The sequence below is a fragment of the Agarivorans aestuarii genome (assembly GCF_019670125.1).
Taxonomy (GTDB): Bacteria; Pseudomonadota; Gammaproteobacteria; order Enterobacterales; family Celerinatantimonadaceae; genus Agarivorans; species Agarivorans aestuarii.
Window position 1 is genome coordinate 1,249,037 of record NZ_AP023033.1, and the last position, 15,242, is coordinate 1,264,278.

Genomic DNA, 15,242 nt, shown 5'->3' on the forward strand with positions numbered 1-15,242 from the left:
CTTTGTCATGAACTAAAGATAGACCGGCAACCTTGGCTTGCGCTAGAGTCTGCTCTCAGTTTGAAAAGGTAAAGAGTAATGCGACGCATCATTTTAGCTGTGGTGGCGCTTCTTACTGTTGTTACATGGATGTTTTACAGTGACGACGTGGCTGAAACAGAGCTTAGTCCAAGCAAACCGGTTACCGTAGAAGTGGTAACGGTAGAAAAGGGCAAACTACGCGAACAGGTTCATTTATTAGGTAATGTGTTTTCTGCCCACTCGGTAAATGTGAAAGCTGAGGTTGATGGCCGGATAGACACCATTGCAGTGCGCTCCAGCCAAGCCGTTCGCCAAGGCCAATTACTGGTGCAACTCGATGACCGCCATCAACGTGCAGTATTACAGCGTGAGCAGGCTCGCCTTGACGATATTCTTCGCCAACATCAAAACCTATTACAGTTACTGCCTAAAGGTGCGACTACTCAAGCAGAAGTAGATCGCTACGAATCACAAGTGGCTATGCAACAAGCTGAACTAGCTCTAGCAGAAGCGGCCCTGCAAGACCGCGCCATTCGCGCGCCATTTAGTGGCAAACTCGGCCTTGTAGATTTAAGCCCAGGCCAGTTAGTTGACTCTGATACTGTGCTCACCACTTTAGATGATGCCAATACTTTACGCCTTAACGTTCCCGTTGCCGCGCGCCATTTAGGCCGAATTAAGGTTGGGCAGCAGGCTAAGCTGCACCAAGCGGGTTTAAGCTCACGTATATTTAATGCCTCAGTGACTAGCATTGACAGCCGAGTGCGCGGCGAAAGCTTAAATGTGTACATTCAATTGTCTATCGACAACCAACAAGCTGGGCTAGCACCGGGCACTTTGGTAACCGGTGAGCTGGACTTAAATGCCAATCCACGAGTATTGATTCCGCTGCAAGCCATTGCCTATAACGGCGATCGCCGTTTTGCTTATCGGGTTAATCAACAAGTTGCAGAAAAAGTTGAGTTGGAGTTAGGCCAGCGCGGCGACAACTTAGTAGAAGTGCTTAGTGGCTTAAATGCTGGTGAACAGGTCGTGAATAAAGGCTTGGTGAAGCTGCATGATGGCATCGAGGTTGAAGTACTCAACTAATGAAAATATCTGATCTGTCGATGTATCGTCCGGTAGCGGCGATAGTATTAAGTTTGCTACTGATGCTGTTTGGGGTTGTAGGCTATAGCCAGCTGGCAGTGCGAGAAATGCCCGACATTGAAAGCCCTGTGGTATCTATCGGTACCCCTTATCGTGGCAGTGCTTCTTCTATTGTTGAGTCGCAAATCACCAAGCCGATTGAAGACGAGCTTAGCGGAATTGATGGCATTGATTATATTTGGTCATCGTCGTGGGATGGCTGGTCTGGCATTACCATTACCTTTAAGCAAGGCTCGGATATGTTGGCCGCGGTGAGCGATGTGCGCGATGCGGTAAGCCGAGCGCGTAATCGCTTGCCCGATGATGTTGATGAGCCCGTGGTGCGTAAAAACGACAGCGAAGAAGCGCCCTTTATGTGGCTTAACCTCACCGCTACCTTGCAAGATAGGGTAGAGCTTAGTGACTTTGCACAACGGATCTTAATCGAACGCCTTAGCTTATTGCCGGGGGTAAGTGCAGTTAATACCTCGGGCTTGGTTGAACGGGTGATGTATGTGGAGCTAGACCCCACCGCCATGGCTGGGCGCGGCTTAACCACTAACGATGTGATTGACGCGCTAAATCGCGAGAACCTGCAGCTCCCCGCCGGCTATGTTCGAAATGACAGCCTAAATATTGTGGTGCGCATGGAGCGTATGTATCAGCAGGCTGACGATTTTGCCAAGCTACAAATTGCCAACTTTGACGGTGACCACGTTACTTTGTCAGACATCGCGCATATTTACGTTGGCGCTAAAAAAGATACCACTACTTTTAAAAGTAACGGCGTGGACAGCATGGGCCTAGGCATTGTGGCGATGTCTCAGGCTAACCCACTAGAAGTAGCCGATATGGTTAAAGCTGAGCTAGCAGAGCTACAGCGCTTTTTGCCTGCTGGCGCGGAGCTTACTGTTGATTACGACAGCACCGTATTTATTCGCCAGGCGATTAGCGAGGTGTATTCTACCTTGCTGATTTGTGCGCTGTTGGTAGTGGCGGTGTTATACCTATTTTTAGGCCGCTTAAGTGCCACCATTATCCCGGCGGTAACCGTTCCTGTATCTTTGGTTGCGGCATTTTCGGTGGCTTATTTATTTGGCTATAGCATCAATTTAGTGACGCTAATGGCATTAATCTTGGCCATTGGTTTAGTGGTGGATGACGCGATTGTGGTGGTAGAGAATATTATTCGCCATCGCGCCGCTGGCGAGCCGCCATTAGTTGCCGCATTTCGAGGAGCGAAAGAGCTCAACTTTGCAGTAATTGCTACCACCGTTGTACTGGTGATGGTGTTTTTGCCTTTGGTATTTATGCAAGGAAAAATCGGTGACCTGTTTACCGAATTTGCTGTATTGCTGTCTGCAGCAGTGATTTTTTCTTCTTTAATTGCTCTTACCTTAGCGCCAGTGATGGCCGGTAAGTTGTTTGAAAAAAATCCTAATCAAGCCACCTGGATGAGCCGCTCGGTAGGGCGTGCTATGACAGCCCTGCAGCAAGCTTATGCCAAGCTACTAACTCGCATAATTAACTACAAGTTTTCTGCTATTGCCGTTGTGGCACTATGTATGGGGCTACTGGTTTGGGCTTATCAACAGCAGCAGCCAGCATTTGCGCCTAAAGAAGACCGCGGTGTGGTTAACGTCTATGTTGGCGGTGTAGAAGCAACGAGCTACCAGCGCATGGTTAAAAGCATGGCTGAGATTGAGCAACGGCTATTGCCGATGATGAGTGACGAAGGGCCAATCGAAACCCTTAACTATTCGGCGCCAGCTTTTGGCAGTTGGGCAGATCACCAAGGCTTTTTCATTGTTCGCTTAAAAGATTGGAGTGAGCGCCGCCAAGATGCTGCCGAAGTGGTAGAGATGATCCGCGATGCAGCTCACGATGTCGCCGATGTTAAAGTGTATCCTTACCAACCTAGTTTTGGCGGGCGAATGGGCGAGCCGGTGCAGTTTGTATTGCAAGGTGACGACTACACCCAGCTCTATCAATACGCCTTAGAGTTAGAGCAGCAAGCCAAAGACAGTGGCCTAATGCATGGTGTGCAGCTGGACTACAACCCTACAACGCCAGAGATATTACTGCATGTTAATCGACTAGCAGCCAGAGAGCTGGGCATTAGCGTTAATGACATTGCCAGTACTTTGGAGGTGCTGCTGGGAGGACGTGCTCAAACCCGTTTTGAAGAGTTTGGTGAAGAGTACGATGTTTACTTAAAAGCCGACGAGAGCCAATTCCAATCGCCCAGTGATCTAAGCAAAGTGTACTTACGCAGCGATACCGGCGCTTTGGTGTCTTTAGATACCTTGGTGGAGGCTAAAGATGTTGCTTCGGCTCGCGGCTTGTTCCATTACCAGCGTAAAAAGTCGATCAACCTAAAAGCCAACTTGAGCGATAACATCAGCTTGGGCGAAGCCCTAACATTTTTAAATCAAGCGTCTAGCGAGATTTTGCCAAGTGGTTACACCGTTGATTATGCCGGTGAATCAAAAGAGTTTTACGATAACCAGCGTGAGATATGGCTGTTATTCGCCTTGGCCTTGCTGGTGTGTTACTTGGTATTAGCTGCCCAGTTTGAAAGCTTTATTAGCCCCGCCATTGTAATGCTTACGGTGCCCTTAGGTTTACTAGGAGGCTTGTTGGGCTTACTGATTACTGGAGAGAGTTTTAACATCTACAGCCAGCTTGGCTTGTTGATGTTAATTGGCATGGCCACCAAAAACGGCATTTTAATTGTCGAGTTTGCCAACCAATTGCGTGACCAAGGTTTAGCGGTTAAAGAAGCCATTATTAAAGCTGCCACCAATCGCCTACGCCCGATAATTATGACTGCCATGACCACCTTGTTGGGTGCGGTGCCAATGTTACTGGCAACGGGAGCAGGTTCTGAAACACGCTTTGCTATTGGTATAGTGATATTTAGTGGCATGTTACTGGCCACTTTAGTCACACTATTTGTGGTACCGTGTTTGTATCATTTATTAGGGGCATTAAGCGGCTCGCCTGAAGCGCGTGCCGAGCAGCTAAAGCAGCAATTACAAGCCCCTAGCGTACTGAGTAATAGTGACAATTAATGCGAAAAATGGATAAGAAACGTGATAAGGATATCGTAGCGGCGCTGACCGAGGTGTGTGAAGCAGCCAAACTAGAGAGTGAGGGTTTTGCATGGATAAGTCATCGGGTTAACTTTCAGCGTTTTCCCGAGAGCCTGCAAATTAGTTGTGCTTATAGCAGCGCTTCACACCTTAATCTGGCTAAGCAAAATGGTGAGCAACAAGGGCTGGTTAAACAAATAGTAGATGGCTTGGCGAACAAAGGCATAGCGCTGGCTAAACCGCAGCGACAAATTGAATTTATTAGCGAGTAAGTCCTTTACTCGCTAATGGCTGTAACTATTCCGATTCTGGCCAAATGGCTTGATCGTCTGATTCGGCTTTCTCTTCAGCAAATTTTACGCGTATTTTATTACCGGCTTGCTTAGTGCTGTTTAGCGCGGCAATGGCTGCTTGCGCTTGGGTTTCATCAAGCATGCTTATAAAGCCAAATCCTTTGGATTTACCGGTTTCATTATCCAGTACCAAATCGCAGCTTTCGACAGCACCATGGCTTTCGAACAAGGCGAGTAAATCGGCTTCTGTAATGCTGCGAGCGAGGTTACGGACAAGTATTTTCATGGAACACCTTTAATTGCGGGTGAAGTTATTTGAGTGGGCAAGGCTCTTAGCGAAAGTTAAGCGTTTATGCTTTGGCTAGCTAGATGCTCAAGCTTTGTTTTATCTCACATATTGTTACGCAATTTTGTGCAAAAAGCTCGCGACATTTGCCTTGCTCTTACGACTAATTTGCTGCATTAGCGCAAAGCTTGGACTTATTACCGAATAGTGTTGCTCTAATTGCTTGAGTAAACAAAGCCAAAGTTTGGCGGTCATTTCTGAATCGGCTAAGGCTCTGTGAAATACACCATCATTGTCGATGTTGTTGTAAGACACTAAACTGCTCAATTTGTGGTTAGGCGCGTCTTGAAACAAGCGTCTAGATAACAACATTGAACAGGCAAAGTCGCCGTTAAGTCGTCGGCCTATTTGGGCAAACTCTGCTTCCAAAAAACGCTGATCAAAGGAGGCGTTATGCGCCACCATATTATGCTGGCCGACAAACTGATAAAAGCGCCCCATTACCTCATCGCAAGGCGCGGCCTCTTGCAGCATGGCATTGCTGATACCCGTGTAGTCTTCGATAAAAGAAGAGATGCGAAAGCCTGGGTTCATCAACTCTTGAAAGCGCGCTGTAGCTTGGCCGTTTTCTAGCAATACGGCACCAATTTCTATGGCTCTATCACCTTGAGTGGGTGATAGACCCGTGGTTTCAAAATCGAGAACAACAACGGTATTAGCAGGGGCTTGAGCGGTCAATGGTGCGAGCTTCTTGTCAGTAGTTTGAGTCAACAATGGTAACGCCGCGTCGCTAAAAGGCAATGGCTATGGTTGCGAATCCTTATTAATCTTTGCTGTCTTCGCTATTTTGGAATAATGGTAGCTCTAGGATAAATAAAGCGCCGCCTAGATGGCTATCGCTAACACTGGCTTTGCCGCAGTGGTTGGTGACAATTCGCTCTACAATTGACAAGCCTAAGCCGTGCCCACCGCTTTGGCGACTGCGGCTATCATCCACCCGTGCAAAGGGCAGAAAAATCGATTCACGGTATTTTTCTGGAACGCCGCTACCGTCGTCATGTACTTCAAAAATCACCGATTTATTCACCACATACGCACGGATGAGAATCAGTTTTTCAGCATACTTTTGCGCGTTAACAATCAAGTTATTTAAGGCGCGGCGCACTAACTTTTCATCGGCCATTAAGCTTAACCCTACTGGGCACTCAATTTGAATCTTGAGCTTGGGGCTTAGCTTAGAAAGCCGCTCACACATGTTATAAAGCAGGGGGTAGGGGTTAATTGACTGTGGGTTTATTTCTCGCGCTTTGGTTAGTTGAGAAAAGCTAATCAATTCGTGAGTGAGATCTTCCAAGCTATCTAAGTCTTCATCCATCTCTTGAATATGCTCGTGCATGGTTTTCATGTCGGTGATTGAGCGAGTCATATCTAAGGCAAAACGCAGGTTATTAATCGGGGTTTTTAGCTCGTGCGAGGCCGCCATGGTCATTGAGTCTTGTTCTTGAATCAGCGACTTAAGTTTAGCCGCCATGCTATTTAAACTGCGCGCCATGTGGTTAATCGGCGAGGGCGCTTTTTCGTTGGCGCTAACATCAAAGTCACCTTCACCTAAGGCCTTGGTGACTTTAGCTAAGCGGTAGGTATGGCGAGTAATAGAGAAGGAGAACCACATTACGGTAGCAGCTAAACAGCCGCCCATAAGCGCCACCATGTACCAAAATAGCCAATCACCGTAATCCACAAACTCTTCGTCTAAATCTAGTTCTAGAACCTGTTGGTCTGGCCATTGGTAATAAAGAACGATGTCATCATCATCTAAAAAATTACTTTTAACCGATACATATTCGCCGTTACGCATTAGTTTTAAACGCGCTTCAGCTTCTAGTTCTGTAATCGGAAAAATGCGGATAAAGAATGGAAATTCTTCTTGGTAGCGAGTGAGAACTTTGTCTACGTCTGGGTTTTCTGCTTGCAGCAGATCTCGGTCTAGCAGGTAATAAATAGGCAGCACAATTTTACGTATTTGTTCACGCTCAATGTGCTGCACTTTCTCTTCAATAATCACGCCGTAAATAAAGGTAGCGGCGATAATCGATAATACCGAAGACAGAAACAGCTTTAGGAATAAAGTAATCAAGCTAGCTTAGCTCGCTATGCCGCTTTTACAAATAAATAGCCTTTACCGCGCACCGACTTAATGTAGCGATAAGGTGGTGTATTGTCGTTTAGCTTTTTACGTATAGTGGATACTCGCATGTCTAGCGAGCGGTCGAGGCCATCGTAATCAATGCCACGCATTTCTCTAAATAGTACATCGCGCGGCAATACGTGGCCTGCGTTGTCCATCAGAAAATAGAGTAGGTCAAACTCGGCGTCGGTAAGCTCTAACAGTTGCTCATTTAACCAAATGCGGCGTTGAGTTTTGTCGGCAGTGAGCTCTTGGCAGATAATTCGATTAGGGTGGCGAACCGATTCGCTATTGCTCATTTTCAAGGCATCAATGGTGCTGGCGCGTTCACTGCGGCGCAGCGCAGAGCGAAGCCTGGCGAGCAATACATGTGGGCGTAGTGGTTTACTTAAAAAGTCATCTACCCCTAAATTGAGCGCAGACACTTCGGTGACATCATCGCCCTGGGCGGTAACCATTAAGATCGGGCCAGAATAAAAGTCACGAACAACTTGGCATACTTGAATACCGTCCATGCCCGGCAGCATTAAATCAAGCAGCACTGCATCTGGAGAATGTTTGGCAATTAGCTCTGGCGCTTGATCGCCACGCTCGGCAGAAATAACCTCAAAGCCTTCGCTGCGCAAGAACGTAGCCACCAACTGTTGTTGGCGTGAATCATCTTCAATTAATACGATTTTTTTTTGTTCTTGGCTCAACTTATTTCCCTGCATAGACAACTCCCTCAGCTGGCTCATTTTAGAGAGCCCTTAGGTCGATGCAATTACCACTTACAAAACTACGACAAATATCATTTAAATGTAAACTAATTCTCAATATCCAGTTTGGAATATCGGGAAACTGTGACTATCCCTGACATAAGACTGACTGAGTGAGAATTTGTCGCATTTTACAATGTGCTCAACAAGTGCTTAAACGGCGTGCATAAAGCAGCGTTGAACATGTTTAAAAGGATAGGGAACAGGATGATAAAATTTCACACTAAGCGTCTATTAACAAGCAGCGTACTTGCTACGTTTGCATCTATAGGGGCAGCCAATGCTACCGGGTATGTAGACGATGAGGCTGGGTTTGGTTTTGAGTTATTGTTGGGTGGCATGGTAGGCCAGCAACAATCTCAGTTTGATACTGATGACGATAACGCTGTGACTCAGGATCTTAATAACTCAGGCAACAAAAGTAGCGGTGTTAGCCCCGCCATTTTAGCTGAACTAAACTACACCTTCGCTAACAAGAAAACTCAGATTTTTCTTGGTCAACAAGAAGAAAACATTGTGCGTGGCCAAGACCAAGTTGAACTGGGTATTACCCAAATGGTGGGTGAGTATTCACAGTTAGAACTGGCGTATTTTCCTAAACTTCCGGGTTTTAGTGAGACCTGGCAAGACCCATATTTAACTGGCAGTGCGCGGCAAAAAACCGATGCTGACAGCAGTGGTTTTAGGGTAGCTTGGCGCTATTTATTTGATACGCCGCTAACCTTGCGTTACGGCTTTGCGGCGGCAGATATAGAAAACGAGCGTAGTGGTCAAGCCTTTGGCTTAGATGCTAACGAACAAAAGCTAATGCAACGTGACGGCAAATATCACCGAATCTCTGCCGAGATCTTGGCTTACGATGAAGATGGATTTACCGTAACCCCTCAGCTTACTTATACCAAGGCTGATACCGATGGTGATGCAATGGCGTTTGATGCTTATGCCTTTGGTTTAGAAACCACCTACAGTTTTGCCGAGCGCCACTTCACCAGCCTTTACATTAATTATGCTAAGCGTGATTACAAAGGCCGTAATCCAATATTCAATGAAACTCAGGGCGATGACGATTTTGGTATAAACGCCATTTATGGATATGCCCAACCTTTTGATTTTGAGAATACCTCGGTATACCTGATGGCATCTTACGATAAAGGCGATAGCAACATTGAGTTCTATCAAAGCAAATCTTTAGGTTTGTTAATGGGTGTCGCTTACGAGTTTTAACAACTAGCAGGCTAAGGAGTCATCGTAATGTGGATAGCGCAACTTTCTAGGCTTAGTTTGATATTTGTGTTGCTTGCTATGTTTGGTGCTAGCATCGCAAACGCCGCCCACGAGTCTAGAACCATTATTTATCAAATTGCTGTGGAAGGCGATGTGGTGGGCGTTTACCAACGGAACCGAATCATCGATAACCAATTTCCTAATAGCTTAGTTATTGAAGAAGAGGTGGAATTAGATTTTAGTTTTCTGTGGTTTAAGGAGGCCTACCAGCGCAGCGGAAAAGTGATGTTGGATAAGGGAGCCTTGAAGCAATTTGCTTTTAAGGTAGATGAAAATCAAGAAAGCTATTTAATTTTTGGCAATGATAAATTAGAGCAAGGTATCCATATTAATGCGCTAGAGAATCAAGCGAGCAGCAACTCTACATGGACTAATAAGCTGTTGCATCTCATTGAAAATGAGCATAGTACCAATGGCATGGCTTTATTGCTAAATCGTTTTGAGCAAGACCCTGATGCTATTTTACAACGCGGTGATTTTGATTCTGATTCCTTGAGTTTTCCTGATTACTTGATGGCATCCATTGATCATCAAAACACCCAGGTGTTCAAAGTGCTAGACCTTGATGAGTTTGACATTATTCAGTATCAAGTTAAGTACTTAGGAGAGAAACCATTAAGTGCTGCAAACCGGGTGTATGTTAGCCATGGATTTGCTTTGAATACCGAAGGAGAAAGCAGCGAACTGTGGTTAAGCAAAGATAAACTCGGGGCATTTATTGTGCAGCAAAGTGGCGTAGACGATGGAGACCATTACTCGGTGAATATGCAACAATATCTATTCTGAGTTTGCATCAGGTGAACAAATATAAATGAAGCACCCACTTTGTGTGCTTCATCTTTCTATATAGAGTGTGATTGAAAACGCTTTAGTCACACTATTTAATCTTAAATTTCCCCATCTTTGATTTTTAATAACAAAAAACTGTTTTATTTAGATACTATTGTCATTAAAGTCTTTTGACTTATTAATTTTCAATTAGTTAAACATCAGGATTTATTGGCATGGAAAGTCAGCACTTAAGTGAAAACCGTTTTAAATTTCATGGAAAAACCGACGAGTATTTTGGAATTTGGATCGTTAATGTATTGCTCAGCATTGTTACCTTGGGTATCTATTCAGCCTGGGCAAAAGTGCGAAATAAACAGTATTTTTACGGCAATAGCGAGTTAGCGGGTGAGCGCTTCGAGTATTTAGCAAAACCCTTACAAATCTTATTGGGGCGAATAATTGCTGTGGTAATGGTAGTTATTTGGGCGGTTTCTCCGATGGTAAGCGAAATACTGCAAGCCGTTTTGATGCTGATGTTTGTGGCGATAATGCCGGTTTTAGTAGTAAAGAATCTGCGTTTTGACTCGCGGGTAACACGCTACAGAAACGTTCGATTTGATTTTGTTGGTAGCTATGGCGGAGCCTACATGGCGTTAATGGTAATGCCTTTTTTAGCGATGGTTATTTTTGGTTTAGTGGCAACTTTACTGGTTGGCATTGGTAGCGTAATTTCGCCTGTTGTGTCAGGTATATTAGGTGTACTGGTTTTTGCTATTGGTGGTACTTACTTTTACGCTTTTATGGCCACTTACATGAGCCGCTATGTACTGAATAACTACCAATGGGGCAGTATGAAATTTACTGCAGATATAGAGTCTGCGGCCATGTTTAAAATTTTCCTGAAAGCCGCAGCGGTAGGTTTAGGCGGTGTAATCGCCTTAAGTTTGCTGGGAGCTTTGGTGGCATTTGCACTGTTTAGCGCAGACTTTAGCCAACTAGGCGCTATGTTTGCCTCACTAGAGCAAGGCGGTGCAGAAGACTTAGCCGCTGGTGGCGCGCTGGTTGGGATCTTTGCTTTAATTTATATCAGCTTCTTTTTGCTGGGCTGGTTTGTTACTGCTTACTTAAAAGCTTGTTTGCGAAACTACCAGTTTGGACAAACAGACATCGAAGGCCAGTTGTTCATGGTTTCATCGGTTAAGCCTTTGGCATTTATGGGCGTAATGCTTAGCAATATGTTGATTATCGTATTCTCATTTGGATTGGCTACCCCAGTTGCCAAAGTACGCATGGCGAAGTTTATGGCGCAGGCCACGGCAGTGCAGGGTGATATTGAAAGTATTGCGATTAATAACCAAGTAAGTGATAGCAAAACAGCGATTGCTGATGAAGTCGCTGATGCCTTTGGCGTAGAAATTGGTGTGATCTAAGCACCATGATCATCACGGGAAAGGTTTTTGTAGAAAATAGCTCTGTTTCTAGAGTCGCTAAGTTACATTGCTCTGATGAGGGCTGGCTTGAGCTAAGTGATGAATGTGGCGCTATTCGGGCGCCAGTTGCCGAGCTAGACATTGCGATGTCGATTGGCTCGCAAGCGCGCGCCATTGGTTTTAGCAATGGCAGTCGCTTTGTTGCCGATGAACCAAGCCGTTTGAATAGCTGGTTAGATAAACAAGGCCAAGGCTCTTGGTTAAAAACCTTAGAGCGCAACTTCTTGATGATTACCTTAGGCTTTGTGGTCAGCACAGCCGTGATTTACGCAGCTGCTAGCCAAGGACTTCCTTGGGTAAGCCATTACTTGGCTGGCAAAGTACCGATTTCTATTAGCCAAGAGTTAGGTGAAAGAACGCTGCAACAGTTTGAAACTTTAGGTTTTAGCGAAACTAAAATCAGCCCAGAGCTACAACAGACTATAGAGCAAAACTTTAATAGTTTGGTAGAGCAAATCGATGGCCTACCCATGCAGCCTAAGTTGTACTTCTACCGTATGGGCGACGAAGCAAATGCCTTTGCTTTAGCCGATGGCAGTATTGTAGTGACCGACCAATTAGTAAGGCTGCTCGATAACCCAAAACAACTTAACGGCATTTTATTACACGAGTTAGCCCATGTGGCTCATAACGATGTAATGGCAAGCCTAGTGCGTTCGGCCTTGATCAGTACCACTGTGGTGTTGGTGGTAGGTGATAGCAGCTTACTGGTAGATGGCCTCGTAAGCGCCGCGGTATTAGGGGTAAGCCTTGGCTACTCTAGAGAAGCTGAGCAACAAGCCGACTTGTTCGCTTGTCATTGGAGCAAGCAGCTAGATTTACCTCAAGATCAATTACTCGCCGGCTATCAGCAACTATTCGAAGACCACGAGTCACACATTCCCACCTGGATAAGCAGCCACCCAGGAGATGAAGAGCGTTTAAGGCGTCTAATGGAGTGCGTTAATAGCTAAATAATTCCAACCTTAGTGATTACCAAATTTACATGGATTGTAATAAGGCGTTGTACAAAGGCCTATTTGTAGAAAGGAGATTAGATGTGAGTTCTTATAATCCAAAGAAGAACGTATTAGGGATATCCCACATTAATGTGGTTGTTGATGACATTGAAAAAGCTACAGAGTTTTATGCTCGAACTTTAGGCTTCGAGCCAGCGTTTAACGATGATGGGGAAATGTATTATTGCGATGTAAATATGCCTTCGTTTGCTAATAACGCCGGCTTTGTGGGGCAAGAAGTCATTGTTGATGTGTGTTTTCTGCAGCACAAAGATTCTGGTTTGTATCTAGAGCTAATGCATTATCAAAGTCCGCAAGGAAACCAGGAAATAGAAGTAAAAGCTACAAATGATCTAGGTGGACCGAGGCACATCGCTTTAGAAGTCGCCAATATCGATGAAGCATACTGGTTTTTAAAAGCTCAAGCTGACGTTAGCTTGATTAACTCCTCCAAAGATTACGGACCACCTGAAGAGCTTACTCCTTTCCCAATTAAATTTTTCTATTGGATTGATCCATGGGGAGTGCAATGGGAAATGGAACAAGGCAGACCGATGGGAACTGCTGTAGGTATTTGTGGCTAACATTGAGCATGAGAAATGAGCGTTATTCCATAATTATAGATACTGATATCGGCTCTGATTGTGATGATACTTGGGCTATTAATTTGGCCTTAAAGTCGCCGGAGATTGACCTACTAGCCCTAACAACCGTCGGTTATAAGCCGATGGTAAGAGCCCGTATCGCTAAGAAGTTATCTTTGTTAGCAAAGCGCCCAGAGGTACCCGTTTTTGCCGGTTTGGCGAAGCCGATTGGCAAAAGCCCCAGGTTGTGGAGTCGGTTGTGTGGAGGTTTTCCTAGTTTTTTTGTTGAGAGGCTAAATTTACGTATTCAGCGCGCTAGCCTTCGAAAAGAGCTTGGACAAAAGAAGCTACCTACGAACCTATTGCATGTAGGGAATGATTGCGCGGTTGAGAAAATAATACAGCTAGCCAAGCAGCATCAGGCTATTGAGTTTGTAGCTATCGGGCCTTTGAGCAATTTGGCCACAGCCATTCAACGTGCTCCGGAAATAATAGAGAATATCAAGCGGGTCACGATAATGGGAGGGTACCTTGGCCAGCTTCCCACCTATCCGAATGTTGTTTGTGGAAGACGTGAGATGAGCGTAAAGCATGATTATAACATTCAAGCTGATCCCGAGGCTGCGGAAATCGTCTTTCTTTCTGGTTTGAATATTAGGCTGGTTACCGCCGATGTAACACTTAAGACGTGGCTGAACCCAAAAGATATTCAGATGTTGAGAGAGATAAAAAGCAATGCAATGAGTGCAGCATTAAAGCAATGTAAATGGTGGTCTTTTCTACAATCTTTGCTCCTTAAGACATGCTGTACTAACAACTTAGGTTTTATGCATGATCCCTTAACGGTTTCGGCTTTGATTAATGAGAAACTGTGTGAATTTAAGCGGATTAACGTAAGGCTTTATCAGGAACAGGGATTACTAAAATTTGGCTTAGTCCCTGAGAAAGGCACCTCAAGTAAAGAAGTTAGTTTTGAGTGTGCTACTTCTGTAGATTGTAAAACCTTTAAGCGGTTTTTTATTTCGCGAATCTCAATGTTGGGAGAGCGCTCAAACTAACGAGTAATCCGTTTAGCGGCGGCATTTAGGGCCTTATCTACGGCCTGTCTACCGGTGGTGATGTTGGTGAGGCTAGTGGCCATAGCGGCCCAAAATTTACCCATTGCTGCAGTATTTGGCATAGGTTCGCCTTGCGCTGCACTGGCATAAACGGCCTGTACTTTGGGGGCGTTAATTAGCTCTTGTTGTAACTGCAAGTTTGCCATGGCACCAATGTCTCCGCTGCTAAACAGTAAACGTTGGTTGTCTACATTCATCAAGTAGTAGTTTAGAAACTCGTCTACCAATGCGGGGTGGTTAGTTGCGCTATTCACCATGGCGCTCCAAATACCTACAAAGGCTTTGGCGGGCTTACCATTAATTTTAGGTAACGGCGCAACGCCAAAATCCATACCTACACTTTCCAGCTCATCCCAGTACCAAGGTCCATTAATTACCATGGCCACCTTGCCTTTAACAAACTGCATATCCATGATTGAATAGTCCGCGTTACGCGGCATTATTTGTTGGTCGAGCATGTCTTTTAGTAGTTTGCCGGCATACATAGCGCTGGGGTGGTTAACCCCGGTGTCTTTTACATCGTATTGCCCACCTTGCTTGCCGAATACATAAGCGCCATTTGCAGCAAATAGTGGCCATGTATAGTAGGTATTGTTGTAGTCCCACAAAATGGCTTTGGTTTGTTGCTGCTCTTGAAGCTGCTTATCTAGAGCGAAAATTTCCTCAAAACTAGTTGGAACTTCCTTAATTAGCGCTTTGTTATAAATAAGGCTTATCGCTTCTACGCCTATCGGGTAGCCAAATATTTTGCCTTCAACTTTCACTGCGTCCCAGGCGTAGTCTACCGCGGAATCTTGTAGCGCCTGGCTGGGTTTTAACTGTTTAATAAGGCCAGCATTTGCCCAATCACCCATTCTGTCGTGGGGCCAAAATACGATGTCTGGTCCCTCACCGTTACGAGCTTGAATCTCAAAGTTTCCAGTGATGTCGACGGGTTGTTTCACCTCAACAATAATGCCGGTATCTGCGCTAAATTGCTGCGCAATAAGCTGCATTTGTTGGTGACTTTTGCCTGTCCATATAGTGAGCTCTGGCTGCTGAGTGTCGGCCAGAGCTAGGCTTGAAAACGCCGCTAAAGCACAGCTTAGCGTTATGCTGGTAATCCCTATTTTCATTATATTTTTCCCGATAGCTTGCCGACTCAGCATTGAAAAAACATGAGTGATTTGCAAGAAAAAGCAAAGTGGCTATAGAGAAAGCTCACATTCAAGATTAACTTGTTGATAGA

General features: G+C 45.2%; 14 protein-coding genes. 9 read left to right on the forward strand and 5 right to left on the reverse strand.

The genetic code is table 11. The features are described 5' to 3' along the window. Nucleotides 1–78 precede the first annotated feature (78 nt). Genes K5609_RS05795 through K5609_RS05805 form a run of 3 tightly spaced genes read left to right on the forward strand, consistent with a single transcriptional unit; the run spans nucleotide 79 to nucleotide 4,516 of the window. Nucleotides 79–1,110 carry an efflux RND transporter periplasmic adaptor subunit gene (locus K5609_RS05795; RefSeq protein ID WP_221076360.1) on the forward strand — a complete coding sequence of 344 codons (1,032 nt, stop codon included), beginning with the start codon at nucleotides 79–81 and terminating at the stop codon, nucleotides 1,108–1,110. Beyond that, on the forward strand, nucleotides 1,110–4,223 hold the full coding sequence (locus K5609_RS05800; RefSeq protein WP_221076361.1) for an efflux RND transporter permease subunit: 3,114 nt from the start codon (nucleotides 1,110–1,112) through the stop codon (nucleotides 4,221–4,223). Before K5609_RS05795 ends, K5609_RS05800 begins: the two co-directional genes overlap by 1 nt. A gap of 8 nt (nucleotides 4,224–4,231) precedes the next feature. Next, nucleotides 4,232–4,516, forward strand: a complete 285-nt coding sequence (locus K5609_RS05805) for a hypothetical protein (RefSeq protein WP_221076362.1) — start codon at nucleotides 4,232–4,234, stop codon at nucleotides 4,514–4,516. 25 nt (nucleotides 4,517–4,541) lie between these two features. On the opposite strand, the gene K5609_RS05810 is transcribed toward K5609_RS05805, so the two are convergent. The 4 genes from K5609_RS05810 to K5609_RS05825 form a co-directional block, all read right to left on the reverse strand. Continuing rightward, the gene (locus tag K5609_RS05810; protein ID WP_221076363.1) at nucleotides 4,542–4,823 is read right to left on the reverse strand and encodes an RNA recognition motif domain-containing protein; all 282 of its coding nucleotides are present in this window, start codon (nucleotides 4,821–4,823) and stop codon (nucleotides 4,542–4,544) included. Nucleotides 4,824–4,937: 114 nt separating this feature from the next. Further along, complete coding sequence (locus K5609_RS05815; RefSeq protein WP_221076364.1) at nucleotides 4,938–5,561, reverse strand: 3'-5' exonuclease; 624 nt, start codon at nucleotides 5,559–5,561, stop codon at nucleotides 4,938–4,940. Nucleotides 5,562–5,646: 85 nt separating this feature from the next. Next, on the reverse strand, nucleotides 5,647–6,960 hold the full coding sequence (locus K5609_RS05820) for an ATP-binding protein (RefSeq protein ID WP_221076365.1): 1,314 nt from the start codon (nucleotides 6,958–6,960) through the stop codon (nucleotides 5,647–5,649). 14 nt (nucleotides 6,961–6,974) lie between these two features. After that, nucleotides 6,975–7,724: a response regulator gene (locus K5609_RS05825; RefSeq protein ID WP_221076366.1), complete on the reverse strand. Its 750-nt coding sequence runs from the start codon at nucleotides 7,722–7,724 to the stop codon at nucleotides 6,975–6,977. A gap of 252 nt (nucleotides 7,725–7,976) precedes the next feature. Between K5609_RS05825 and K5609_RS05830 the strand changes: the two genes are divergently transcribed. The 6 genes from K5609_RS05830 to K5609_RS05855 all read left to right on the forward strand — a co-directional run bounded on the left by K5609_RS05830 (nucleotide 7,977) and on the right by K5609_RS05855 (nucleotide 13,954). After that, nucleotides 7,977–8,993 (forward strand): DUF2860 family protein, encoded by a 1,017-nt coding sequence (locus K5609_RS05830; protein ID WP_221076367.1) that lies wholly within the window; start codon nucleotides 7,977–7,979, stop codon nucleotides 8,991–8,993. 27 nt (nucleotides 8,994–9,020) lie between these two features. Further along, nucleotides 9,021–9,839 (forward strand): hypothetical protein, encoded by an 819-nt coding sequence (locus K5609_RS05835; protein ID WP_221076368.1) that lies wholly within the window; start codon nucleotides 9,021–9,023, stop codon nucleotides 9,837–9,839. 218 nt (nucleotides 9,840–10,057) lie between these two features. Then, a complete protein-coding gene (locus K5609_RS05840; protein WP_221076369.1) occupies nucleotides 10,058–11,254 on the forward strand; it encodes a YjgN family protein in 1,197 nt (398 codons plus the stop codon). A 5-nt stretch (nucleotides 11,255–11,259) separates the two neighbouring features. Continuing rightward, a complete protein-coding gene (locus K5609_RS05845; RefSeq protein WP_221076370.1) occupies nucleotides 11,260–12,267 on the forward strand; it encodes a M48 family metallopeptidase in 1,008 nt (335 codons plus the stop codon). Between the two features lie 86 nt (nucleotides 12,268–12,353). Further along, nucleotides 12,354–12,896 carry a VOC family protein gene (locus tag K5609_RS05850; RefSeq protein ID WP_221076371.1) on the forward strand — a complete coding sequence of 181 codons (543 nt, stop codon included), beginning with the start codon at nucleotides 12,354–12,356 and terminating at the stop codon, nucleotides 12,894–12,896. Between the two features lie 8 nt (nucleotides 12,897–12,904). Then, nucleotides 12,905–13,954 carry a nucleoside hydrolase gene (locus K5609_RS05855; RefSeq protein WP_221076372.1) on the forward strand — a complete coding sequence of 350 codons (1,050 nt, stop codon included), beginning with the start codon at nucleotides 12,905–12,907 and terminating at the stop codon, nucleotides 13,952–13,954. On the opposite strand, the gene malE is transcribed toward K5609_RS05855, so the two are convergent. After that, complete coding sequence (gene malE / locus K5609_RS05860) at nucleotides 13,951–15,129, reverse strand: maltose/maltodextrin ABC transporter substrate-binding protein MalE (RefSeq protein ID WP_221076373.1); 1,179 nt, start codon at nucleotides 15,127–15,129, stop codon at nucleotides 13,951–13,953. The genes K5609_RS05855 and malE overlap by 4 nt on opposite strands. Nucleotides 15,130–15,242: the final 113 nt, after the last annotated feature.

Bases quoted from the DNA above. Each gene is read 5' to 3' on its own strand.
- K5609_RS05795 (WP_221076360.1), top strand. From the start codon at position 79: ATGCGACGCATCATTTTAGCTGTGGTGGCGCTTCTTACTGTTGTTACA.
- K5609_RS05835 (WP_221076368.1), top strand. From the start codon at position 9,021: ATGTGGATAGCGCAACTTTCTAGGCTTAGTTTGATATTTGTGTTGCTT.
- K5609_RS05855 (WP_221076372.1), top strand. From the start codon at position 12,905: ATGAGAAATGAGCGTTATTCCATAATTATAGATACTGATATCGGCTCT.
- K5609_RS05805 (WP_221076362.1), top strand. From the start codon at position 4,232: ATGGATAAGAAACGTGATAAGGATATCGTAGCGGCGCTGACCGAGGTG.
- K5609_RS05830 (WP_221076367.1), top strand. From the start codon at position 7,977: ATGATAAAATTTCACACTAAGCGTCTATTAACAAGCAGCGTACTTGCT.
- K5609_RS05840 (WP_221076369.1), top strand. From the start codon at position 10,058: ATGGAAAGTCAGCACTTAAGTGAAAACCGTTTTAAATTTCATGGAAAA.
- K5609_RS05845 (WP_221076370.1), top strand. From the start codon at position 11,260: ATGATCATCACGGGAAAGGTTTTTGTAGAAAATAGCTCTGTTTCTAGA.
- K5609_RS05825 (WP_221076366.1), bottom strand. From the start codon at position 7,724: ATGCAGGGAAATAAGTTGAGCCAAGAACAAAAAAAAATCGTATTAATT.
- K5609_RS05800 (WP_221076361.1), top strand. From the start codon at position 1,110: ATGAAAATATCTGATCTGTCGATGTATCGTCCGGTAGCGGCGATAGTA.
- malE (WP_221076373.1), bottom strand. From the start codon at position 15,129: ATGAAAATAGGGATTACCAGCATAACGCTAAGCTGTGCTTTAGCGGCG.
- K5609_RS05810 (WP_221076363.1), bottom strand. From the start codon at position 4,823: ATGAAAATACTTGTCCGTAACCTCGCTCGCAGCATTACAGAAGCCGAT.